Source organism: Dyadobacter sp. SRI_021 (assembly GCF_057586235.1).
Map to the genome: position 1 here is coordinate 153,480 of NZ_JBYCZM010000009.1, position 25,198 is coordinate 178,677.

15 protein-coding genes are annotated in these 25,198 nt (G+C 53.7%); 14 read left to right on the top strand and 1 reads right to left on the bottom strand.

Annotated elements, in window-relative coordinates; all coding sequences use genetic code 11:
• Window positions 1-199: 199 nt before the first annotated feature.
• The 3 genes from AC2YIT_RS24910 to AC2YIT_RS24920 are packed head-to-tail and all read left to right on the top strand — an operon-like array spanning window position 200 to window position 7,385.
• Window positions 200-3,604, top strand: coding sequence for a TonB-dependent receptor (locus tag AC2YIT_RS24910; RefSeq protein WP_487280978.1), 3,405 nt, complete (start codon window positions 200-202; stop codon window positions 3,602-3,604).
• Between the two features lie 36 nt (window positions 3,605-3,640).
• On the top strand, window positions 3,641-5,095 hold the full coding sequence (locus tag AC2YIT_RS24915; protein ID WP_487280979.1) for a RagB/SusD family nutrient uptake outer membrane protein: 1,455 nt from the start codon (window positions 3,641-3,643) through the stop codon (window positions 5,093-5,095).
• The gene (locus AC2YIT_RS24920; protein ID WP_487280980.1) at window positions 5,082-7,385 is read left to right on the top strand and encodes a glycosyl hydrolase family 95 catalytic domain-containing protein; all 2,304 of its coding nucleotides are present in this window, start codon (window positions 5,082-5,084) and stop codon (window positions 7,383-7,385) included. Before AC2YIT_RS24915 ends, AC2YIT_RS24920 begins: the two co-directional genes overlap by 14 nt.
• Window positions 7,386-7,395: 10 nt before the next feature.
• Here the strand turns inward: AC2YIT_RS24920 and AC2YIT_RS24925 are convergent, their stop codons facing one another.
• Window positions 7,396-7,821 carry an immunoglobulin domain-containing protein gene (locus AC2YIT_RS24925; protein ID WP_487280981.1) on the bottom strand — a complete coding sequence of 142 codons (426 nt, stop codon included), beginning with the start codon at window positions 7,819-7,821 and terminating at the stop codon, window positions 7,396-7,398.
• Between the two features lie 191 nt (window positions 7,822-8,012).
• Here AC2YIT_RS24925 and AC2YIT_RS24930 point away from each other — a divergent pair, with 191 nt between their 5' ends.
• The 11 genes from AC2YIT_RS24930 (at window position 8,013) to AC2YIT_RS24980 (ending at window position 25,194) form a co-directional block, all read left to right on the top strand.
• Complete coding sequence (locus AC2YIT_RS24930; RefSeq protein ID WP_487280982.1) at window positions 8,013-10,199, top strand: alpha-galactosidase; 2,187 nt, start codon at window positions 8,013-8,015, stop codon at window positions 10,197-10,199.
• Between the two features lie 159 nt (window positions 10,200-10,358).
• On the top strand, window positions 10,359-10,967 hold the full coding sequence (locus AC2YIT_RS24935) for a hypothetical protein (protein ID WP_487280983.1): 609 nt from the start codon (window positions 10,359-10,361) through the stop codon (window positions 10,965-10,967).
• A complete protein-coding gene (locus tag AC2YIT_RS24940) occupies window positions 10,960-12,078 on the top strand; it encodes an aminotransferase class I/II-fold pyridoxal phosphate-dependent enzyme (protein ID WP_487280984.1) in 1,119 nt (372 codons plus the stop codon). Before AC2YIT_RS24935 ends, AC2YIT_RS24940 begins: the two co-directional genes overlap by 8 nt.
• Window positions 12,068-12,739 (top strand): dethiobiotin synthase, encoded by a 672-nt coding sequence (bioD, locus tag AC2YIT_RS24945; protein WP_430847007.1) that lies wholly within the window; start codon window positions 12,068-12,070, stop codon window positions 12,737-12,739. The genes AC2YIT_RS24940 and bioD overlap by 11 nt, the downstream gene beginning before the upstream one ends.
• Complete coding sequence (gene bioA / locus AC2YIT_RS24950; protein ID WP_430847009.1) at window positions 12,736-14,010, top strand: adenosylmethionine--8-amino-7-oxononanoate transaminase; 1,275 nt, start codon at window positions 12,736-12,738, stop codon at window positions 14,008-14,010. Before bioD ends, bioA begins: the two co-directional genes overlap by 4 nt.
• Window positions 14,011-14,349: 339 nt before the next feature.
• Window positions 14,350-17,403: a SusC/RagA family TonB-linked outer membrane protein gene (locus tag AC2YIT_RS24955; protein ID WP_487280985.1), complete on the top strand. Its 3,054-nt coding sequence runs from the start codon at window positions 14,350-14,352 to the stop codon at window positions 17,401-17,403.
• Between the two features lie 17 nt (window positions 17,404-17,420).
• Window positions 17,421-19,106 carry a RagB/SusD family nutrient uptake outer membrane protein gene (locus AC2YIT_RS24960; RefSeq protein ID WP_487280986.1) on the top strand — a complete coding sequence of 562 codons (1,686 nt, stop codon included), beginning with the start codon at window positions 17,421-17,423 and terminating at the stop codon, window positions 19,104-19,106.
• A 155-nt stretch (window positions 19,107-19,261) separates the two neighbouring features.
• On the top strand, window positions 19,262-20,698 hold the full coding sequence (locus AC2YIT_RS24965; protein WP_487280987.1) for a trehalase family glycosidase: 1,437 nt from the start codon (window positions 19,262-19,264) through the stop codon (window positions 20,696-20,698).
• 133 nt (window positions 20,699-20,831) lie between these two features.
• Complete coding sequence (locus AC2YIT_RS24970) at window positions 20,832-21,842, top strand: GntR family transcriptional regulator (protein WP_487280988.1); 1,011 nt, start codon at window positions 20,832-20,834, stop codon at window positions 21,840-21,842.
• 6 nt (window positions 21,843-21,848) lie between these two features.
• Entirely contained in the window at window positions 21,849-23,432 is a 1,584-nt protein-coding gene (locus tag AC2YIT_RS24975) for a sodium:solute symporter family transporter (protein ID WP_487280989.1), read from the top strand.
• 64 nt (window positions 23,433-23,496) lie between these two features.
• Window positions 23,497-25,194 carry a GH39 family glycosyl hydrolase gene (locus tag AC2YIT_RS24980; protein ID WP_487280990.1) on the top strand — a complete coding sequence of 566 codons (1,698 nt, stop codon included), beginning with the start codon at window positions 23,497-23,499 and terminating at the stop codon, window positions 25,192-25,194.
• The last annotated feature ends 4 nt before the right edge of the window (window positions 25,195-25,198 follow it).

The window sequence follows — 25,198 nt, forward strand, 5'->3', positions numbered from 1 at the left end:
GCCTATGAATTAACCAACCTGTATACAAAAAAGAACCGGACTGGTTGCAGCAGCCCGGCTCCCGAAATCCACAACTCCGATTGCATTACGCCCTGGGAGTGGGGTGTTATTGCCCAATTTTTCTCTCGAATCGAAACAATAAACCGTCAAATCTATGAAGAAAACTTTGACTGCCAAACGCTTATTGTGTCAACTCTTAATGAAGTCGTTACAACAAATCGTCCTTTTGATTGTCGTAGCCCAGCTGGCAATGGCCGGACCGCTGGCCGGTCAGAACCTGCTGGAAAAAAGAGTTACGCTGAATCTCAACCGCGCTACCCTGGGCAGCGCATTACAGCAGCTGGAAAAAGCGGCTGAAATCAAGTTCTCCTACAACTCGCGCATGCTGCCATTGAAATTCACGGTGAGCCTGAATGCGCAGAATGAACCCCTTGCCGCCGTGCTCGACAAGTTGTTGCTACCCAACAAAATCAGCTACAAGCAGGTGAGCAACCGCATCGTACTGCGCACTCAACCGGAAGTAATCAATGTCGCAGACCCGGGCCTAACCCCGGATGCGCCGACGTATGCCACAGTGGTGGAAGACAGGTCGCTGGTAGGTAAGGTGACAGGCGAAAAAGGGGAAGGTCTGCCTGGAATTAATATCGTGATCAAAGGCAGCCAGCGCGGTGCCGTAACGAATGCCGATGGCAGTTACAGCCTCCTGGTACCCGATGGCGCGCAGACGGTTGTGTTCTCATCGGTGGGCTATATTTCGCAGGAAATACTGGTTTCCGCGGAACGTACAGCCCTGGACGTTTCCATGAAGGTAGACGAAAAAGCACTGGAAGAGGTGGTCGTGGTGGGTTATGGAACGCAAAAGAAAGTTAACCTCACCGGGTCAGTTGCGACTGTCAACGTCGACAATATGCAGAGCCGCCAGGTAAGCAACAGCCTTGCCGCATTGCAGGGACAGGTTACGGGCTTGCGCATTAGCCAGGGCACGGGTATGCCCGGCCGCGAGAGTGTTTCGCTGCAACTCCGCGGGGCCAGTTCCTGGGGAACCAACACCAGCCCGCTGGTGCTGGTGGACGGCGTGGTCGGTTCGCTGGACGTGTTGCCTATGTCGGATATCGAGAGCATTTCGGTGCTGAAAGATGCCGCATCGGCATCCATTTACGGGGCAAGGGCGGCGAACGGCGTAATACTCGTAACCACCAAACAGGGAAAGAAGGGCAAACCGGCGCTGACCTACAATATGTCGCTTCGCACGCAGTCGCCCACAGGTGTGCCCAACCAGATTTGGAACTCGGCGCAGTATATGGAGCTTTTCAATAAGGCCGTAGCCCGAAATGCCGTCAGCGCGGTGCCTTTTCCGCAGTCGCTGATCGACAAGTACAAGGATCCCAACCGCAACAAGGACATGTTCCCGGATTACAACTGGGCGGATGCCGTTTGGAAATCGGCCCCGATGCAGGAGCACAATGTCGGCGTGAATGGCGGTTCCGATGCATTTAAATACAATATGTCGGCCGGGATTATCGACCAGAAAGGGGTGCTGATGGGTCATAACTACAAGCGTTTCAACGGGCTGGCCAACCTATCGACGACGATCAACAAGTACATTACAGTGGGTACCAACGTGAGTTACATGAAAGGCAAATCGGTTTCTCCCTATTATGAAAACCAGAGTTTTGTGCTCATGACCATGACCCAGGCGCCGCTCGTGAAGCCTTATCTCCCCGACGGCAGCGGCCGTTATACCGACAAAGCGGTGCCGACCGGCGTCGGTGGAACGCAGAACAACCGGAACCCTTTCTGGATCGCAAACGAAACCTACCGGGACTATGAAGACTGGCAAGCCAACGTGCAAGGCTGGCTGGACGTGAATTTCTTGCAAACCGAGAAAATGGGTTTGAAATGGAGTTCTAAATATGCTTCCCGGTTTGCCGAGCAGTTCCGCAATATTTATCATTATGGCGCCGATGCCTATTATTATCTTCCCGAAAGCGAATACGCGGCCGGCGGGGCCAATGTGTACCAGAAAGGCACCCCGTTTGGGCCGGAAGCGTTAGGCGTGACCAACGGCAATTACCGGACGCTGCTGAATACCTTTTACTCGTCGGTAAACTGGAACTGGAACCCCGACCGGCAGGACATTTCGCTCATGGTAGGTTACAGCCAGGAAGAGCAGAAATACCGCTGGCTGGGCGGTACCCGCAGCGTATTTCCTGTGAAAAATATGTATGAGCTCGACGGTATGGGGCCTTTGAACCAAACTACCACCGGCGGTTTGACCGAATGGGCCTTCCAGTCGCTTTTCGGGCGCGCTACTTACGCATTCGCACAGAAGTATTTGCTCGAAGCCAATTTCAGGTATGATGGTACCTCACGGATTTACAAAGACAGTCGATGGGGCTTTTTTCCTTCGGCTTCGGCCGCCTGGCGGATCAGTGAAGAGGCGTTTATCCGTGACGGAGCCAGCTGGATCGACAATCTGAAACTCAGGGCTTCTTACGGATTACTGGGTAATGCCAATATCGGGGAATATCCGTGGCAGGAGACTTATGCAACAACAACTTACGCATTTAACGAAGCTTTAAATCAGGGCGTTCAGCAGAATGCCTATCGCAACCGCGAACTAAAATGGGAGGAAACCAAAACCGCAGACATCGGACTCGATTTTAACCTTAAAAATGACCTGATCTACGGTACGATCGACTGGTACAACAAATCGACGACCGGAATCCTGGCGGGAGCCATTATCCCTGCCAGCGCCGGAATGTCGGCCCCTACCATCAACTACGGTGCTCTGCGGAATTATGGTATGGAGGTTGAACTCGGGCACAAAGGCAAGTTTGGTTCGGTGGAATATGGTATTAATGCGCAGGTATCGGCTAACCGCAACAAAGTTGTGAAATATCCCGCACCGGCGTACAGTGATCGCATTATCAAGGAAGGCTTGCCTTACCGCGACTATTATTTGTACGAATACATAGGCCTCTTTAAGTCCGAAGAAGAACTCAAAGCGGTGGTTACGCCTGGTAACCCGCAACTGGGTGATATTAAATTCAAAGACCAGAACAACGATGGCAAGATCGACGGCGACGACCGCATTCGTGTGAAAGGCGCTTATCCCGGCTTTATTTATTCTTTCGGAGGAAATGTACGATGGAAAAATTTCGATCTCGCAGTTTTCTTCCAGGGTGTTCAGGGCCAGAAGGTCAGGACTTATTTCTTTGGCGAGGACCCATTCTCGCAGGGCTCGTCCCCGCATCCCAAGTTCCTCAATGCCTACGATCCGGTCACCAACCCAAATTCCGACGTGCCGGCCATCTATGGCTGGGGATATGCGCCTATGACAGGCGGAACGGCCCAGAACTCGACGTATTTTCTCAAAGACGCGTCGTACCTGCGCCTGAAAAACTTGCAGATCGGCTACACCATCCCGGCGTCGGTTACGAAAAAGGTGGGTATCAATCACCTGAAAGTGTTCGTCACAGGCGACAACATCCTCACATTCACCAAATACCCCGACCTCGATCCTGAGCGGGCGGGAGACGGCTGGCATGCGCAGTATCCGCAGCTGAAAGTTTATTCGGTGGGCCTGAACCTGAGATTCTGATTGGTATAAAAAGATGATTTAAAAGATATACACCATATGAAAACTTTTCTGAACCATATTCTCTTGCCGGCTTTGTTAGTAGCCACGCTGACCGGTTGCAGCGATGATTTTCTGGATAAAAACCCGCCGCAGGAAATCGCCGCAGGGCAGTTCTGGACGTCGGAAGGCGATGTGCAAATGGGGTTGGCAGGATGCTATGCCCGTTTGAAAGGCACTTACCTCACCTGGCACCGCAGCTATTTCGATGCCGCGGCCGACAACGGCTGGGCACAGCATTACGGCGATATCCGCCTTATGCAGTCCGGGACGCTCGATCCGGCCAACTCGGGTGCACCGAGGGCGCTGTACACGTCGTGCTATACGGGCATTGCCAGCTGCAACACTTTCCTCAAAAACTTCACAAAAGTGGCCCTGCCCGACGCGGCGGCCAAGGCCTACGAAGCCGAGGCGCGGTTCCTGCGGGCGATGTTCTATTTCGAGCTGGTGCAGCATTGGGGCGGCGTGGTGATTTATAAAGAAGTGCCTTCGGACATAGCGCAGTTAAACATCGCCAAATCGACCAAAGAGGAGGTGTACAAATTCATCGAGGAGGATCTGAATTTCGCCGTGGCCAACCTGCCCGATGACACGTACAAATCGGGACATGCCGTGAAAACAAGTGCCAAAGCATTGCAGGCGCGCATTGCATTGTTTCAGAATAAATGGGATGATGTGATTTCCCTGACCTCTTCTATCATCTCGTCGAACAAATATTCGCTGGCAACCGACCTGGAATCCCAGTTCATTAAAGGCAAAGGACAGGCATCCTGTCCGGAAATCATTTTCTCCATTAAATACATCGAAACCCGGGATGGGCGTCAGTCGGGCGACGGGGGGCAGGAAGTGGAGTTTTTCCGCTGGGGCGGCCTCGCACCGACCAAGGACCTGATCGACGAATATGAAACCGGCGACCTTCGTCTGAAAAAGTGGTATTACTATTCACCCAATAAAACGACATTCGAACGGGAGGACGGTTTTAAATTCCAGACCGAGTTCACAGCTACCAATTACGGCCTGATCAAATTTGCGGCGATCTGGGATCCCGGGCGCTTCATTCCCAGCGAGCGCGACATTCTGACCGGCCACGACATTGTGCTTTTCCGGCTTTCGGACATCTATCTGATGAACGCCGAGGCGCAAATGGAAAAGGCGGGGGGCACCACTACCGACGCCAAGGCGCTCTCGTACGTGAACGCGATCCGCAGCCGCGCGGGCGTCCCGGCACTCACCACGCTCACCCGCGCACTCGTACGTAAGGAGCGCAGGCGGGAGCTCGCATTCGAAGGCCTGCGGCTTTTCGACATCGTTCGCTGGCGCATTGGGAAGGACATCAACGAAAAGCTGATCCATAGCAACATCCGGTTGAAATGGGACGATAAATTCTATATTTGGCCGTTCTCGCAAAGCGAAATGGATATTAACAAAGCATTGAAACAAAATGAGGGATATTAAGCGCCGAATTTGTCTTCCGATCCTGCTGGCGTGCGTGTGGCCGTTTTCCACGGTCCACGCGCAACCGGCGAAGCAGCATAATCTTCATTTTGAACAACTGGCCAAAGTATGGGACGAGGCGCTTCCGCTGGGCAATGGTACCATCGGGGCGTTGATCTGGGAGCGGGAAGGCAAGCTGCGCTTTTCGCTTGATCGAGCCGATGTGTGGGATATGCGCTCAATGGCCGGTCTCCACCGGGAGGAGTTCAGGTATAAATGGGTTCAGGAACAGGTCCGTAAAAAGGATTACAAGCCGGTCCAGCAGTATTTCGATGCGCCCTACGACCGGGAGCCCGCTCCGTCCAAGATTCCGGCGGGAGCTTTGGAGTTCGATTTGCCCGACGGATGGGAGGTGAAACGGGCCGAGGTGCTGCTCGCGTTGGCCACTGCCGAGGTGGAATGGTCGAATGGGGTTGTATTGAAAACATTTGTGCACGCCACCGAGCCGGTGGGCTGGTTCCGGTTTGAAAACGTGCAGCAGGAAATGCTGCCGCAGATCGTGGCGCCGAAGTATACCGGAGCGGTGAAGGAAGGTGGCACGGTAAACTCCCTCGTGGGTGACGACCTCGCGCGCCTGGGCTACAAGCAGGGTACGATTACCCCCGGGCCGGGCAGCATCACCTACCGGCAGGAAGGCTGGGGCGGGTTCCGCTATGAGGTTGCGGTGCGTTGGAAGCCATTGCAAAATGGGGTAGTGGAGGGCGTATGGAGTGTTTCTTCGCATTATCCCAAAGCCCCTGTAAAACCCGGGGCGGCTACCTTAACCCAAAATGCGATGACACAAACCTATGCTACGGCGATGACGTCGCATCAGGCCTGGTGGAAGCGTTTTTGGGGGATGTCGTCCATTGCCGTGCCCGACCCGCTCATCGAAAAGCAATGGTATCTGGAACAGTACAAATTCGGAGCGGCGGCCCGCCGCGGTGCGCCCCCGATCTCCTTGCAGGCCGTCTGGACAGCCGATAACGGCCGCATTCCACCCTGGAAAGGGGATTACCACCACGACCTGAACACTCAACTGAGTTACTGGCCTGCATACAGCGGTAACCATTTGGAAGAAGCCCTGGGTTACCTCGACCACCTCGACGAAAACAAGGAGAACTATCTGCGTTATTCGAAGCTGTACTTTGGCGTCGATGGGCTAGCCGTACCCGGCGTCACGACCCTGGACGGTACCGAGATGGGCGGCTGGATCCAGTATTCGCTTTCGCCGACGGTTTCGGGCTGGCTGGCCCATCATTATTACCTGCAATGGCGGTATGGAATGGATAAAGCTTTCCTGAAAACACGTGCCTATCCGTGGTTCAAACAGGCTTGTACGCTGTTTGAAAATATTACGATCAAAAACGAAAAAGGCGAACGGCACCTGCCGATCAGTTCGAGCCCGGAGATCAGGGACAATCGCCTGGAAGCGTGGTTCCCCGAAACGACCAACTATGATCTGGCGATCATCAAGTTCACATTCCAGGCCGGTGCCGAGTTGGCAGAGGTTATAGGCGATAAGGAGCAGGCCGGAAAATGGCGCAAGCTTCTGGCTGAATTCCCGGATTTTGCCCGGACAGAAAATCATGAACTGATGTTTGCCCGCACTTTGCCTTACAACGAGTCGCACCGGCATTTTTCGCATTTGATGGCCATTCATCCTCTGGGGCTGATCCGATGGGAAGACGGGGAGCAGGCCCGAAAAACGATTACGAATACGATTGCCCTGCTCGATAAAGTGGGGCCGGACTGGTGGTGCGGGTATTCCTACTCCTGGCTCGCCAATCTGAAAGCACGCGCCAGGGACGGAGCGGGGGCCAGGGACGCACTCGCAACTTTTGCAAGGGCATTCTGTTTACCGAACAGCTTCCACGCCAATGGTGACCAGACAAAATCCGGACTTTCCAAATTCACCTACCGCCCGTTCACGCTGGAAGGGAACTTCGCATTTGCCTCGGGTTTACAGGAAATGATGCTGCAAAGCTACGGCGATGCGATCGAGATTATGCCTGCATTGCCGGCGGATTGGAGGAATGCCGCGTTCAGCAACCTCCGTGCCGAGGGTGCGGTGCTGGTGAGTGCTCGGAGGAAAGAAGGAAAGATTGTCCAAATCAGCCTTGTGGCCGAGAAAGCGGGAACGTTTTCATTGAAATTGCCAGCCTCGGGTCTCAAATTAACGATGACCAAAGGCGTGCGTAAGATAAAAGACGACGGAAAGGTGATCACGTTCAGTGCACCGGCGGGAGGGAAGGTCGAGTTGGTGCATTAAACCACATTTATCAGCGGTTCTGAAAACCATGGACGGCCAGTTTGTGTTTTTCAGAACCGTGCCGGACTGATAACGTACCCTTATATCCGATACTTCCCTCCACAATTTCCTTTGCTTCCTTCACAGTCAGAATGAGATTGTAATCGGCTGCGGAAAAGTACATATCGAAGCCTTTGGCGCTGCGGACGGTCATGGTGTGGCCTAACAGGATTTTCTTGCCGCCGTCTACATAAACAGCCCTTTTCAGCGGATCCGCCAGGAAAATGTAATGTTTTTCGGACAAGGGTACCTGCCTTAAAGCGAAGAAATACCCGGCATCTCCCTTAACAGGCCGCTCATCGGCGGCGGAAACCAACAGGCCCTGGGCGACCTGGCACATACCGGCAGCCGGTACCAGCAAACTGGCACATGCAAGCCAAATGGATAGATTTTTCATAAGTGTCTGACGTGAAAGAAGTTAAAATGGCAGGTGGCAATCGGCAAGATCTATTTTAACACAAAAATCATGCCGGGAGAAAAACGGGGAATTCCGTAAATCGTGGGAATCTTTTGTATTTGGCATATTTCTCATTCACTTTGTCAGTGAAATAGCTAAACCACCCTTAACCAAATTCCCAATTACCTTTTATGAAATACCTTGTTTTAGCACTCGGTCTGCTCAGTTTTTCCGCGGGTGCGCCGGCCGCCGGGGCGCAAACGGTCAGTTCGGCGGCCGGCGTCCCGGCGCCCGGCGACTGGCTCATCAACGCTGGCACTGCCCAAGCGCGTATCGATCAGTCGGCTAATGGCAGCGATATTGTGATGTCCAATGGCCTGGTGCGGAGAGTGTTCCGCCTGAAACCCGACTTGGCTTGCATTGAATACAAGAACCTGACCAACGGGCAGCAACTCCTCCGCGCGGTGAAACCCGAGGCGAGAGTAGTACTGAATGGCGTCGCCTACAACGTGGGTGGTTTATACGGCCAAAAAGAGAACGCATACCTGCTCCCGCAGTGGATCGACCAGCTGAGAGTGTCGGATAGCGCCTTTCATTATGTCGATTTTAAAATCTCGCCCATAGTGCCCTACCTGAAATGGAAGACGTCCATGTGGGCCGGAAGCAGGAAAAATGCAACGGGAAGCGAAGTGACATTTCGCTTCGGTTCATCACTTCCTGCGCTGGCGGGCGTGGATGTGTACGTGCATTACGCGATTTTTGACGGTATCCCGCTGGTGTCCAAATGGGTGACGATTGAAAATAAAAGCAAGGGAGATGTAACGGTGGACCAGGTCGTGAACGAGATCCTGGCCGTGACGGAAGAGGAGAGCGCCGTAGTGGGGAAGCCGGAAGAAATGGCCAAGCCGAATGGTTTGTACATCGAAAACAACTTCGCATTCAACAATGCCATGCGCTACGGGCTCAGCGACCAGGCGACGCATTGGAAAGTGGATAAAAGCTACACCTCCCAGGTGAACTACGACTACCAGACGCCCTGCCTGCTGGAAGTACATCCGAAAGTGCCGATGGGGACACGGCTCAAAGCCGGGGAAAAGCTGGAATCGATCCGCACCTACGAGCTGCTGATGGACAGCTACGACCGCGAGCGCAAGGGAATGGCCGTGCGTAAGATGTACAGGACCATCGCGCCCTGGACCACGGTTAACCCGATTTTTATGCACCTGGTGAGCAAAAACGACGAACAGGTACGTACAGCAATCGACCAATGCGCTGCGACCGGTTACGAAGCATTGATCCTCAGCTTCGGGAGCCATTGCAATATGGAGGACATTTCTGCCGAAAACCTCAAAAAATGGAAAGACCTGGCCGATTATGCTCACAGTAAAAAGGTGTTGATCGGCAGCTATTCGCTTTTCAGTTCGCGGAAGATCAGCGAAGAGGACGATGTGATCAACCCTAAAACCGGCAAAACCGGCGGTGCATTCTTCGGCAATGCGCCTTGCCTCGGCAGCAAATGGGGGTTGACTTACCTGGACAAACTCAAAAAATTCATGAGCCACACCGGTTTTGATATTTTTGAAAATGACGGACCTTACCCGGGCGACGTCTGTGCATCCACCTCGCACCCGGGCCACGAAGGTCTGGCCGACTCTCAATGGAAACAAATGGCGCTTCAAAAAGGTCTTTACCACTGGTGCGCCGAAAATGGTATTTACGTAAATGCACCCGACTGGTATTTCCTGGACGGTACCAACAAAGTAGCGCTCGGCTACCGGGAGGTGAACTTCTCACTCCCGCGCGAGCAGCAGAAGATCCTGAACCGCCAGAATATCTTCGATGCTACCTGGAACGAAACGCCCTCTATGGTCTGGGGCTTTGTGCCGCTGACCAAATACCAGGGCGGTGGGCCGGAGGCGGTGCTTGAACCGTTGTCGGAACATCTCGATGCGTATGAGCAGCTGATGATGCAATATTATGGCGCAGGGGTGCAGGCGTGTTACCGTGGTCCCCGCCTGTACGATACCGATGAAACCAAAAAGACTGTCAGCGATGTGATCAGCTGGTATAAAAAGTACCGCGATATCCTCAATTCCGACATCATCCACCTGCGTCGTGCCGATGGCCGCGACTGGGATGGTATCATGCACGTGAACCCGGAGCTGCCGGTGAAAGCGCTGGTAATGCTCTACAATCCGACCGGCGAGAAGATGACCAGGAATGTGAAACTGCCTGTGTATTACACGGGCAAGGATCAATCGGTGAAAATTCGCGTCAAGGAAGGTGCGTCGCAATCCTATAAGGTGGGCCGGAACTACGAGGTAGACTACCAGGTGGAGATCCCGGCGGAGGGATATACCTGGCTGGTGGTAGAATAAAGCATACCTGCCGACAGCGGTACGTTCGATGAAAGGGATAGGTTCGCCGGTTGTGCGGACTTGTCCCTTTGTTTTGAACAGTTCCGGACTACCCTCAAAATCAAAACCGGGACACCCGGAGCGTCCGGTTGGGATATACTTTTGGCTCAAAAATGAGCTATGTATAACCTGATCCAACGAATAGTACAGCAGGACCATCTGCATGCCCGCTGGCTGAATACCCTTTCATATCTTGAAAATGCCGGTGCGAGAAAGATATCCGCTTGTGAAGACCGTACGCAGGTGGAGATCATGCAGTTAAAACACGCCGCCGAGGAGCACAGGCACGCCTATATTTTAAAGAAGCAGATCTCGAAACTCGCTCCGGCATCCTGCCCGGACTATTCGGATGCTTACCTGTTTGCCGCGATATCCACCCGGCAATATCTCGCCCTGCTGGATATTCAATGCAGCCGATATATCAAAAGCGTGTTCGGTTTGAAGGGAGCGCAGCTTCGCTATGCAGCTTATCTGTTTGTTACCTATCTTATTGAGATAAGGGCCGATGAACTGTATCCGGTTTACCAGCATGCGCTCTCGGCGGCTTCCCATCCGGTGACGGTAAAGTCGATCATCGCGGAAGAGGAGGGGCATTTGGAAGAAATGACTTCGCAGTTGAGCCAATTCTCGGAAGACTGGCAGACACACGCGGAAGTATTGCAGCAAATGGAGGAAGGGCTGTTTAACCGGTGGCTGAGCCGGCTGGAAAGCGAGCTGGCCGATGCATGACGACTTGCTGGCACGCCTGTCGCAGGCCCTTTCCGACCGGGAGGAACGAGGAATGTTGCGAACGCTCCGAACGAGGGAGCCGGGCGTCGATTTTTATTCCAATGATTACCTGGGCCTTGCATCGAACAATGCCTGCCACGAAATGCTGCTGGCTTCCCTACATGATAATCCGCAATGGCTCCGCGGCGGCACCGGGTCGCGGCTCGTGAGCGGGAACTCGGCATTGACGTTGTCCGTCGAGGATTTTATCGCTGCGGAACACCAAACCGAACGGGCACTGCTGTTTCCGTCGGGATATATGGCCAACCTGGCATTGTTTTCCTGCCTCCCGAAAAGGAATGATACCATCCTGCTCGACGAGTTTGTTCACCGCTCGGTGCTGGACGGGTGCCGGCTTTCGTTTGCCGGTAAAATACGGTTTCAGCACAATGACCTGGACCATTTGGAAAACCGACTGGCCAAAGCGAAAGGCAAATGCTGGATCGCCGTGGAAAGCCTCTATTCGATGGAAGGTGATTTTGCGCCGCTTCACGACCTGGTCGCGCTCGCCGGGCGTTACGGGGCTTCGCTGATTGTGGACGAAGCGCATGCCATGGGTGTTTTCGGGTACGGTCTCGTGTGCGACGCGCATTTGCAGGAGCGCGTATTCGCGACCATTGTTACGTACGGGAAGGCCATGGGCGCACATGGGGCAGTCATTTTGTCCCACGGAACGGTCATAGATTACCTAATTAACTTCGCGGCCCCGTTCATTTACACCACTGGCCTGCCCGACCTTTTTGCGGTCACTATCAGGAACAATTATACTTTTCTGAAAATGAATCCGCACCTGCACGAAGACCTGCAAGACCGGATCCGGCACTTTTCCGCAGCCGGACTACCCACGTTTTCGGGTGCGCGGAGCCCGATTCAGGCGGTCCCGTGCCCGGGTATTGCCAGACTGGCGGCCGTGGAGGAAATGCTCGAAAGTCAATCGCTGTTCACGTTTGCGGTGCGGCCACCTACCGTTAAGGAAGGTTCCGAACGTCTGCGGGTGAGTTTGCACGCTTTCAATACAAACGAAGAGATCCGACAGCTCACAGCCATTTTAAAAGAACTCCATGACAACTGACCGCATAATCCTTTTTGTTACCGGAATCGGCACGGATGTAGGGAAAACAGTCTGTTCTGCCGTACTGACGGAATGGTTGAAAGCTGATTACTGGAAACCTGTGCAAGCGGGAGGGCTGGATCAAACCGACCGGAAAACGGTTTCGGAACTGACAAGCCCGGGCACCGTGACGCACCCGGAAGCGGTCCGGCTGAAACTGGCCGCGTCACCGCACAAAGCGGCCCGGAAGGAACAGAAATTCATTTCTGCGGAAAACCTGGTACTCCCCGAAACCCGGAACAACCTGATTATAGAAGGCGCCGGCGGATTGTATGTGCCTGTCAACGACCACTTATGCATGATCGACTGGATAGAGCAGCTTGGCGTGGAGGTCGCATTGGTCGCCCGGAATTATCTCGGCTGTATAAACCACACCTTGTTGTCTATTCAAGCCCTCCAACAAAGGTCTATTCCCTTAAAATACCTGATTTTCAACGGCCCGTTTGATGAAGACACCCGCCGTGTGCTGCTTTCTTACCCGGATATTCAGACTACCGCAATCGATATTCCCGATTTCAAAACGCTGAATGCGCAAAGCATTGCCCGTGCCGCCCGCCGCTTAAGCCGTGAGCACGGTAGTCCGACCACCGATTACCCTTTGATTAAAACAATTAACCTATGAATACCCAAAACCTTACCTGGGGACAGCGCGACCGTGCGGTGAACTGGCACCCGTTTACAGCCATCAAGACAGCCGGCGAAGCTGTGGCCATCGTGCGCGGCGAGGGGGCGCATTTATATGATGAAACCGGCAAGCGCTACATCGACGCCATTTCTTCGTGGTGGGTTAATTTGCACGGCCATGCCCATCCTTATATTGCCGACCAGGTATCGGAGCAGTTGCGTACGCTGGAACACGTTATTTTCGCGGGCTTTACCCACCCGCCGGCCATAGCGCTCGCGGAAGCATTGCTGGCGGAGCTGCCTGGAAATCAGAACAAGGTTTTTTACTCGGATAACGGCTCTACCGCAGTGGAAGTAGCATTGAAAATGGCTTTGCAATATGCTTACAACCGGGGCGAACGGAAGCCTCTAGTCCTGGCCTTCAGGCTGGGATATCACGGTGATACTTTCGGGGCGATGGCCGTAAGCGGCCGCAGCGGCTGGACGGAACCCTTCGCAGACTTGCTCTTCGACGTCGTCCATATCGACCTTCCCACCACTGATAACCTGCCGGAAATTAGGGCATTAATCGATCAGCATGCGGATCAGATCGCCTGCTTTGTGTACGAGCCACTCGTGCTGGGCGCGGGTGGAATGCTGATGTACGAGGCCGCCCACCTGGATGCGCTGATGCGCTATTGCCGCTCCAAAGGTATCCTGCTAATCCAGGATGAGATATTCGTCGGGTTCGGACGTACCGGGCGCATGTTCGCGGCCGACCATCTCACCGAAAAACCGGATATCATGTGCCTTTCCAAGGGACTCACAGGCGGCACTATGCCTTTGGGCGTGACTACCTGCACGGAGGCTATTCACCAGGCATTTTGCACCGACAACGTATACGGCACATTGTTCCACGGGCATTCTTTTACCGCCAACCCGCTGGCATGCAGGGCAGCGTTGGCCAGTATGCATTTGCTCAAAAGTGCAGAGACACAAGCTTCCATTGCACGAATTGCCGCCCGGCACGAGGCGTTTCGCACACGGGTGGCGTCGCACGCGACCATCCATACAGTAAGGCAATGCGGGACGATCCTGGCTATGAACCTGGGTCATGACGGGAAGGATTCGTACTTCCGGAATCAATGCCGGCATGTTTTCGAGGCATTGCTCGGCAAGGGTATCTTGCTGCGTCCGCTAGGATGCGTACTGTACCTCGTTCCTCCGTATTGCATCAGTAATGCCGATCTTCAATACATCTATAATTCCATTATTGAGGTATTGGAATAGCCTTCGCCAGCGTACGGGACTGTACGCTGCTATTTTCCTTCAACTCACAAGTCGGTTCATGCTTGTATTCGAGTATAGAATAGTATAGTGGTTGAGATTTTGGTAGTGCGTTAGCTAAAAGTGTCTTTTTGATACTAATTGACAGGTGTTTAATCTTTGAATGCTGCGTAGGTAACATGTTGGTCGTTTCTAAAAATATTTTTATAAAAAATAGTATAGAATAGTATAGGTTAGTTAAAAATTGTGTTCTTTTGATAAAAAATTAGACAGTAGTTGTGTCGGGCGGCATCCGGAGGTCGGCCTGAACGGCTCGTGTTTCACTTCATAACCCTTTTTAACATGATTTTTTCTACCCGCTTTTCTCCACTGCTTCTGGCCGTGCTACTGCTGTTCGGCGCTTCGGCGGTCAGGGCCCAGGTTCCGGTTTCGGGCCGGGTAACGGATGCTTCCGGCCCGCTAGTCGGCGTGAGTGTGATTATCAAGGGTGCCAATGGCGGCACGTCAACTAATGCCGATGGAAATTTTACGATTAATGTGCCCTCCGCCGATGCGGTCCTGGTCTTTTCCTACATCGGGTATATTCCCCGCGAAATACAGGTAGGCAGGCAGACGAAACTCGACGTGCTCCTGGAAGCCGACACCAAAGCGCTCGACGAAGTGGTGGTGGTAGGGTACGGGACCAAAACCCGCGCGGACCTCACCGGTTCGGTATCGACGATCAAAGGTACTGAACTTGAAAAATCGCCCGCGAGTAACCTCACCAACTCCATTGCCGGTCGTGTACCCGGCCTGATCGCCAACACAAGGAGCGGCGAGCCGGGTAACGACAATGCGGAGATTTTCGTCCGCGGGAAGGCGACGCTCGGCAGCACCGGCGCGCTGGTCGTGATCGACGGCATTCCCGATCGCTCCGGGGGCTTCGCGCGACTCAATCCGGCGGATATCGAGTCGTTTACGGTGATCAAAGACGCTACTGCGGCGATTTACGGAGCGCGGTCGGCCAACGGTGTGATCCTGATCACGACCAAGCGCGGTCAGGCCGGCAAACCGGTATTGTCCATTGGTACCAACTGGTCACTCACACAGGCGACGCGCGTGCCGCAAATGCTCAATTCCTACGAATACGCATTGGCGACCAACGAGTACGACCAGATGATCGGGCAGAAACCCACCTGGCCCGACGCCTCGTTGCAGAAGTTCCGCGACGGCTCCGACCCGCTATCGTTCCCGAGCACCGACTGGTGGGACGCGACCATGAAAAAGCAGGCATTGCAGCACAACCAGGTCATTTCTCTCCGCGGTGGTACCGACAAGGTTACCTATTTCCTTTCGGGCCAGTACCAGAAGCAGGATGGCATTTATAAAAAAGACGCCGCCTATTACAAGCAGGCCCAGGCGCGCGCCAACGTGGATATTGCCGTTACCGACAATCTGAAAATCGGCGTGGACGTGCTGTACCGAAACGAGTTCCGCAACTCGGCAGTGGGCAACTACAATGCCGGGGCGATATTCCGGGAGCTGTGGCTCGCTTACCCGTACCTTGTGCCTATTTACCCGAACGGCCTCGTGGGGCCGGGGATCGGCGGCGGGCCTAACAACAGCATGGTGTACATCACCAGCGGAGAAGCCGGCTACAACCGCGCTACCAACGATTTTTTACAAACCAAAACCTATTTTAAATGGGATCTGTCCAAAGTGGTCGACGGCCTGTTTGTGGATGGTTATTATGCCTATGACCTTACCTTTTCGAAAACAAAGGCATTTACCAAAACACCACCCCCTTCGTTCCGCTACGATGGCGCGACAGGTAACTATGTGCAGATCAACTCGGCCATTAAGCCTAGCCTGTCGGAGGTGCGGGGTACACTGAAACAGAACCTGATGAACATCCGGCTGGGCTATAACAACCGGTTCGGCGACCATTCCGTGGAAGGTTTTGCGGCATACGAGCGTTTCGAAGGAAATGCCGACGAAATCAGCGCATTCCGCTCGAACTTTCTCAGCAATTCGCTCGATCAGCTTTCGGCGGGTAGTCTGATAGGTCAGCAGAACAATTCCACCGCGGCTCAAACCGGCCGCAACAACTTCATCGCACGCGCTTCCTACGGTTTCAAGAACAAATACCTTTTTGACTACAACATGCGCTACGATGGCTCGCAGAACTTTCCCGAAGGAAAACGTTACGGCTTTTTCCCGGCGGTTTCGGCGGCTTGGCGCATTTCGCAGGAGGATTTTTTCAATTCCAAAAGCATTACCGAGCTGAAATTGCGCGGTTCGTGGGGGAAGACGGGAAATGATGTCGTTTCGGCATTCAACTACATTCAAACCTATCTCCTCGGAACCGGCTATGGCTATTCGCTCGGCCCGACTGCTTCGCAGGTAAGTTCGCTCGTGCCCGGCCCGACGCCTAATAAGGACATTACCTGGGAAGTAGCCACCACCACCGACATAGCGCTGGATGCGCAGTTTCTCAAAGGCAAACTCGGCCTGACCATTGATTATTTTCGTTCTATGCGGTCGGGTATCCTCATTACACGCAGCGAGTCCGTACCCGCATACACGGGGTTAACCTTGCCCAACCAGAACCTTGGAAAGGTGCTGAACAGGGGTATCGAGCTGGAAGCCTATTATAATGGTACGATCGGGACGAGCTTTGGGTATAATATCCGGGGTAATCTCACCTTCGCCCGCAACAAGGTCATTTTCATGGATGAAGCCGCCAGCGTACCTTCCTACCAGCGTAAAACCGGCATCCCGATCGACACCTGGCTCGTATACGAATCCGACGGCCTTTACCAGAACCAGGCTGAGATCGACGCCAGCCCGCACCCGGCCAATACCGCGCCCGGTGATATCCGCTACAAGGATATCAATGGCGACGGTGCTATCAATGGACTGGATCAGGTTAGACAATCTTCCGTGCGGACGCCAGAGCTGATCTATGGTACTTCGCTCGGACTTTCATGGAAGAACCTGGACCTTTCGCTCTTTGTGCAGGGGCAGGCGCGTGCGCAGTCGTACCTCGCACCCGCGGGACTGAACATGGCCAGGGAGTTTTTCGACGGCCGCTGGCAAAAAGAAGGGGATAACCAGTTCCCGCGCAATTTCAATGGCCCTACCGGCGCTTCCCGAGGCGTGAACACGCTCACTTCCGATTTCTGGCTGCGCAATGCGGCATTTGTGCGGCTGAAAAATGTCGAGTTGGGCTTTACTGTACCTTCCAGCTTGCTGAAAAAGGCCAAAATGCACAGCGCGCGGATCTATATCAATGGCAGCAACCTGTTCTCGATCGACAAATTCGGGCCGTCGTTTGATCCTGAGATACCCAACAACTCGGGTTACTATTATCCGCAGCAGCGCGTCGTGAACCTGGGCGCCAACATCAGCTTCTAACCCTTATTATTTAATATATGAAATCTCAAACTAACCATAAAACGCAATCCGGCTGGACCGGAAGGCTGCTCGCAGGCATGACCATCGCGGCCGGCATGCTGGTCATGAACTCCTGCAAGGACGTCCTCGACCTGAAACCGCTGAATGCCTATTCAGATTCGGACGTATGGACAGATCCGAACCTGACACAGGTATTTGTGAACGGCATTTATGACCAAACCGTACTGGCCTACAAGGACGGCGGCTTCGGATGGGGCGCGCAGACCGACGAACTGTACGGCAATTTTAACTGGACCAACGAAAACAGCTACGTGCAGGGCGAAGCCACGCCGGATAACCAGACTTCCAATTCCCTGAACCGCTGGGGGGATTTGTACGGTGCTGTCCGGAGATGTAATGTATTCCTGAAAAACGTAGGTCAGCTGGATACCGTTTCCAATGGCAAGGTCGTACGCACCATGCGCGGGGAAGTACATTTTCTGAGGGCATTGGCCTATTTTGAGCTTTTGAAACGGTTTGGGGGCGTACCGCTAATCACCAGGGTGTACGACGTCAACGACAAGGATTTCAATGAAAAGCGCGCCACCTGGACCGAAACGAAAGATTTTATCCTCGCCGACATCGAGCAGGCGTCCAAGCTGTTGCCGGCGGCCTATCCGGCCGATCTCGACAAAGGCAGGGCGACGGTGGGAGCGGCATTAGCTCTCAAATCACGGTTGCTGCTATACGCGGCGAGTCCCTATTTCAACACTTCGGGAGACAAAAAGCTCTGGCAGCAGGCCAAAGAAGCCGCCAGGGCCGTGATCGATTTCAAAGATGCGCCGTATGCATTGTATGGCAGCGCTGCCAGTGGTACCTATAATAAGACCTACCTGGATTTTTTCAACCCGGAAGTGATTTTTGCACGGGTTTACAGCGGCCTGGCAAGAGCCGACCGGTACAATACCGTGAGCCGAGACCTCAGTCCGAATGGCTATGAAGGGTACAGCGCTTATAATGTATTGCAGCAAATGGTGGATGCATTCGAAATGGCCGACGGGACCGCATTCAGCTGGGCTAACCCTGCACATGCCAAGAATCCTTATGCCAACCGCGATCCACGGTTTTATGCCACGATTCTGGCTAACAATCAGCAGTTCAAAGGCCGTCCGACGCAGTTTTTCGAAGGCGGGGACGATTCACCGCAGAGCCCGTATTCGCCATGGAACGCCTCGAAGACGCGTTATGTAGTCCGCAAAATGGTGGATGAGTCGGTCGACTGGCAGAAGCAGGACTATGCCGCATCGCAATGGGTCGGTTTCAGGCTTTCCGAAATTTACCTTAACTACATGGAAGCCTGCGCAGCGTTGGGTGAGGACGGGGAAGCGCTCACATACCTGAACAAATTACGCGCCCAAAAAGCAGGTATGCCGCCGGTAAATGCATCCGGGGTCGCATTGATGGACAAGATCCGACAGGAGCGCCGCATCGAGCTTTGCTTCGAAGGCCACCGGTATTTCGATATCCGGCGCTGGGGGATTGCCGAGATAGGGTCGAAAGACGCTTTGGGCGTGATTATTACCAGGCAGTCTGATGGTACATTTACCTATCAATCGGCCACTGTGCAGAAACGGACATGGATTCCCGCGTTGTATTTTTACCCGATACCGCGGACGGAGTTGCAGCGGAACCCTGCATTGGTTCAGAACCCGAATTATAACTGAGGTTGTATTAGTAAGGAGCAAATTTGCACCTATTGTCATTCTGGGCGGACCGGTCCGTCCAGGATGACAATAGGTGTCGGCCCGATACACCGACGCGACTTTATATAAGAGGAGATTTTAGCAGGACATTGTATTTTAATTCAAAAACAAAACGAATGATCAGATTCATCGCAGCGGCTGCCGTTTGGCTGGCTTCTCAACCCGGCTGTATGGCGCAAAGCGAAACGTTAAAATTCCGGTCGACCGACGCCGCATTGCAAACCGCATTCGACCGGGCGAAGGAAATGGCCCTGAGCCACCGCGGCAACCCGGCCGACCCGGTAGGCGACTGGTACGAGGCCGCATTGCCTTCGCGCTTCGCATTCTGCATGCGCGACGTGGCGCACCAGAGCATGGCCGCCGAAATGCTCGGCCTCGGCAAAGCGAACAGCAATATGTTTTCACTTTTTGCCAAAAACATTTCCGACAGCAAGGATTGGTGCTCGTATTGGGAGATCAACAAAGAAGGGAAACCTGCGCCGGCCGATTACCGGAACGACGATGAATTCTGGTATAACCTCAATGCGAATTTCGATGTGATGCAGGCGGCGTGGAAACTCTATTTGTGGACGGGCGACAAGCGATACATCAACGGCCCCGAGTTTGCCAATTTTCACCAGAAATCGGTCCGCGAATATGTAGAGCGTTGGGTATTGCAGCCGGATTCGCTGCTTTCACGGCCGCTGCACCCGAATGCGCAGGCGGCCTATAATGACGACGATTCATTTCACCGCTGCCGCGGGCTCGCGTCCTATTCCGAAGGCGTTCGCGACCTGAAAATGGGCGTCGATCTGATTGCGTCCCTTTCGCGCGGCATGCAAACCTATGCGGACATGCTGCGTGTGGAGGGCAAAACCGCCGAAGCAGCTGCTTTTGATAAAAAAGCCGAACAATACCGGCAGCATATCGAAAACAAATGGTGGAGCGAAAAGGAGGGCAAATATTTCACCTACTATTCATCGAAAGGCGCATTTGGCTATACAGAGGGCGAAACTTTCCTGCTCTGGTTCGATGTGTTGAAAGACACCACCCGCACCCGCAAGACGATTGACCAGATCCTCGCGCGGGACTGGAACATGGAAAACCAGTCGTATTTCCCCTATGTACTGGGGCAATACGGTTATCCTGAGCAAATCCGCAGCCAGATTCTGCACCTGACCGACCCGGCCACGAAGCGCCGCGAGTATCCCGAGGTTTCATACGGAGCGGTGCAGGGCGTTGTCCAGGGTATCATGGGGATAGATGCCGATGCTCGTGTGAACCGGGTTACGACCTTGTTCAACGGACGGGCGGAGGATACGCATACCATTGAAAATCTGCCTGTTTTACAACGGAGCATTTCCGTTAGCGAAAGTGCTAAAACGGCCTCGCTTCGCAATGCAGGCAACGGTACTTTGCAATGGCGGGTGATGTTTGCAGGAAAGCACCCGTTTATCATCGTGAACGGCAAGAGGCAAAAGGCCAGCCAGACTGTCGTGAAAGGATCGCGAACGGTGTCGTTCGTGGATGTTCAGGTGGCTGGTAACCGGGAGGTTACGGTGCGCATCGAGTGATCTCCGAGGTTGTACAAAATTGTGAATAAGCCGTCACCCGGAGCGGACCGGTACGCTCCGGGTGACAACGAAGTGATACAACCTCATTAGTGAATAAATAAGTTTTTTAGCTTTACGCAGTAATGACCGCCGAATGGAGAGCATATTTGATAAAATAAGGGAATTGCGGGAAGTAACATCCTATTCCAAACACGACCAGATCGTCACAGGGATCATCAATGCGATTGACCAGAAGATCGTTTCACCGAATGACCTGCTGCCGTCGGTAAACCAGATGATCCAGGAACTGAACTTCTCCCGCGAAACCATCCGCAAAGGGTACGGCGAACTGGTGGATAGGGGCGTGGTCGAATCCAAGAACCGGATCGGGTACTATGTTACCAATGCGCAGACCAGCCAGTTCATGAAAGTGGCCCTGATCATGTATAATCTCGATACATTCGAAGAGCTTTTCTACCGGAATTTCCGGAAAGAGCTCGGCAGCAAAGTGCATCTGGATGTGTTCTTCCACCACGGCAGCATCGATGTGCTCGAAAGCACCCTGTTCCAGATCAAAGGGAAATACGGCATGTACGTGGTGGCGCCGATCCCGCATCGCAAAACAAAGGAAATCCTCGAAACGATTCCCCGCAGCAACCTCCTCATATTCGACCGGTTCGAGCAGCTCGACGGTGAGGTGAGTTACATCGCGCAGGAATTCGAGCGCTCTACCTACGCGGTACTCGAAGCGCTTGCGGACAAGATCAGGGAGTTCGACGAGATCATTTTCTATCATTCCCCCAAATCCCTCGACCCGAAAGAGATCGTTTCCTCATTCAAGCGGTTCCTGCAAGACTATGCTATTAAGGGGCAGATTGTCAGTGAGTTCGTGCCCGGTTCGGTGGAGAAAGGAAAGGCCTATTTCACACTCGACAACTACACGATGTGGGCGATCCTGAAAGAATGCAAGGCCCAGAAGCTCACCATGGGCGTGGACGTCGGCCTGCTATCCGCCAACGACGAGCCGGCCAAGGAGTTTGTCGACATTACCACTTACTCCACCGACTTTGCATTGATGGGCAAGCTCGCCGGGCAATCGATCATGCAAAAGCAGCGGATACAGGTGATTCTGCCCAATGTGCTCATCCGCAGAAAAACATTGTGACGGCCCATGCGCGAAAAGGTGGCTCTCGGCGGTATCGATGCCGGCATAATCGTGCTCTACCTTACCGTTCTGGTTGGAGTAGGGATTTACTTTTCGCGGAAACGCAAAATAGACACGGCCAGCGACCTCTTCCTCGGGGGCCGGTCGTTGAAATGGTATAATGTAGGTCTGTCCATTTTCAGTAGTAATGTAAGCCCGGTCATGCTCGTCGGTTACGGCGGCATGGCTTACACCACCGGCATGGTGGCCGCCAACTTCGACTGGCTGGCCTGGTGGTTCCTACTATTGCTCGCGATGGTGTTTGTGCCCCATTATTTTGCTACGAAAGTGAGTACCATGCCCGAATTTCTCCTCCGGCGCTACGGGCAACGGTCATTTACCTTCCTAACCTATTACTCCATGATTTCGACGCTCATCGTTTCGGTGAGCTTCGTGCTGCTCACGGGCGGGCTCGTCATCGCGCAGCTCCTCGATGTGCCGTTTTGGATGGCGGCGGTGGGGGTTACCGTGTTCGCCACGAGCTTTACGGCCACGGGCGGTCTCGGGGCCATTGCCCGGACCGGCGTGCTGCAATCCATTGTGGTGACGCTCGCGGCGGTGATCGTGGGCGTGATCGCCATCGACCGCATCGGCGGAGTAGAGGAGGTGGTCAGCCGGTCCCCAAAGGAATTCTGGACCATATTCCGCCCGTCCGACGACCCCGTGTACCCCTGGCATGCGGTACTGCTCGGCTATCCGGTGGTAGGAATCTGGTACTGGTGCACTGATCAGACGATCGTCCAGCAAACCCTCGCTGCTAAGAGCATTCAACACGGCCAGTACGGAACCATGCTCGTGGCCGCCCTCAAGGCCCTGGTACCCTTCATTTTTCTGCTCCCCGGCATTTATTGTTACATTCTGTTTCCAAACCTCACCAATCCCGACCACGCGTACCTGGTGATGACGGCCAACCTGCTGCCCGCAGGGCTGGTAGGCATTACCCTCGCCGCACTCATTGCCGCATTGATCTATGATGTCGCCGTCGGTATCAATGCATTCAGCATGGTGTTTTCATTGAATGTTTATTCCAAAATCATCGAACCGAATGCGTCGCAGCGGAAACTCAGGACGGTGGGGCGGCTGGTGATCATCGGTTCGTCGTTCATCGCCATGCTGATGTCGATCCTGCTCTCGACCGTCGATAAAGGGCTGTTCGACCTCTCGCAGGCCGTGGGAACCTATCTTGCGCCGCCGCTTACCACCGTATTTTTAATGGGAGTAATCTGGAAAAAAGCCACCAGCCGCGCCGCCAACCTTACATTATACCTCGGCTCACCCCTCAGCCTTTGCGTGGGCGTAATGCAGCTGTCCGACTTTCCCCACAAAGCATTCTGGCCGCATTTTATGCTGCTTACCTTCCTGCTGACTGCCTTTCTCATGATTTTCATGGCCGCGATCTCGCTGCTTTTCCCGGAAAAACAAACCGTTCCATCGTTGCCAACTTTGTCTGAAACTTACGCTTCCCAGCCGCATTACAACCGCAGCAAGGTATGGCTGGGCTGGGCGAGCATTGGGGTGGTGATGGGGTGTCTTTATTTTCTATTCAGATAAACCAGTTTTTATCCGATAGATTTTGTGCCCGTTCCGCTTTCCTTATCGCTTTAAATGCCGTCATATGTTTTCCAAAAGAACCAAATTTACCCTGTTCCGTGCCGCTATTCTGGGTACAGTGTTGTCCACGCCCGTTCTCAGCCAGCAGCAACCCGTCGTAATCGATGTGAACCTGGCGAAGGTAAAAGCCCCCATGCAACCTGTCTGGGCATTTTTTGGCTACGATGAGCCGAACTATACCTACATGAAGGACGGGAAAAAGCTGCTCACCGAAATCTCACAATTGAGTAAGGTACCCGTCTACGTACGTGCGCATAGCCTGCTCGTGACGGGCGACGGCGAAGCGGCACTCAAATGGGGCTCCACCAATGCCTACACCGAAGACGCGCAGGGAAAACCGGTGTACGATTGGAAGATCGTCGACAAAATCTTTGATACTTATATTGAAAGAGGGATGAAACCCATTGCCCAGATCGGTTTCATGCCGCAGGCACTTTCCTCGAAACCCGAGCCGTACCGTCACCACTGGAAGCCGGGTGATAATTACAATGACATTTACCTGGGTTGGGCCTATCCTCCCAACGACTACAACAAATGGGCAGAACTGGTGTATCAGTGGGTAAAGCATTCGGTGGCCCGCTATGGCAAAAAGGAGGTGGAAAGCTGGTATTGGGAGCTTTGGAATGAACCGAATATCGGCTACTGGAAAGGAACTGTCGACGAATACATTAAACTTTACGACTATACGGCCGATGCCGTCAAACGGGCATTACCTACCGCGAAAATTGGCGGTCCGGAAGTAACAGGTCCCTCCTGGGACAAGTCCGAGACATTTATGCGGAAATTTCTCGACCACGTTACAGCAGGCAAAAACTACGTGACCGGCAAAACCGGTACGCCCATCGATTTCATCACCTACCATGCCAAAGGCGCACCCAAGATCGTGGAAGGGCATGTGCAAATGAACATGGGCACGCAACTGCGCGACCTTGACAAAGGTTTCGAAATTGTGGCATCCTACCCGGCGCTCAAAAAGCTGCCAATCATCATCGGGGAATCCGACCCGGAAGGCTGCGCGGCTTGTTCGGAGGATGTGAGCCCGCAAAATGCCTACCGCAACGGTACGATGTATTCGAGCTACACGGCGGCTTCGTTTGCCCGCAAATATGAATTGGCCGAGGGGCGGGGCGTGAATCTGCTGGGTGCGGTGAGCTGGTCGTTCGAGTTCGAAGACCAGGCCTGGTTCCGCGGTTTCCGCGATCTGGCCACCAACGGCGTCGACAAGCCGGTGCTGAACGTGTTCCGGATGTTTGGAATGATGGAAGGAAACCGCGTGGAAGTGAAGCAGAACCTGGCTTACGATTTTAAACGGGTAAGGGATGAAAGCGTCCGCAAAGAGGCCGATATCAACGGTATTGCTTCCAAAAGTGCCAATTCAGCGGCGGTTATGGTGTGGAATTACCACGACGACAATGTCCCAGCACCCGACGCGGCCGTCAAAGTGCTGGTGCAAGGTTTACCCTCGCAGAAAATGATGCTCTACCACTACCGTATCGACAAAGAAAACAGCAATTCTTACGAAGCCTGGAAAGCGATGGGCTCACCTAAACAGCCGACAGCAGAACAAATCAGGCTGCTCGAAAAGGCCGGGCAGCTTGCACTATTGACCTCTCCGCAATGGATCGAACCCCAAAACGGCCAGGCCACAGTGGAAATGCTGCTACCTCGGCAGGGCGTATCGCTCCTGCATTTCAAATGGTAAGTTT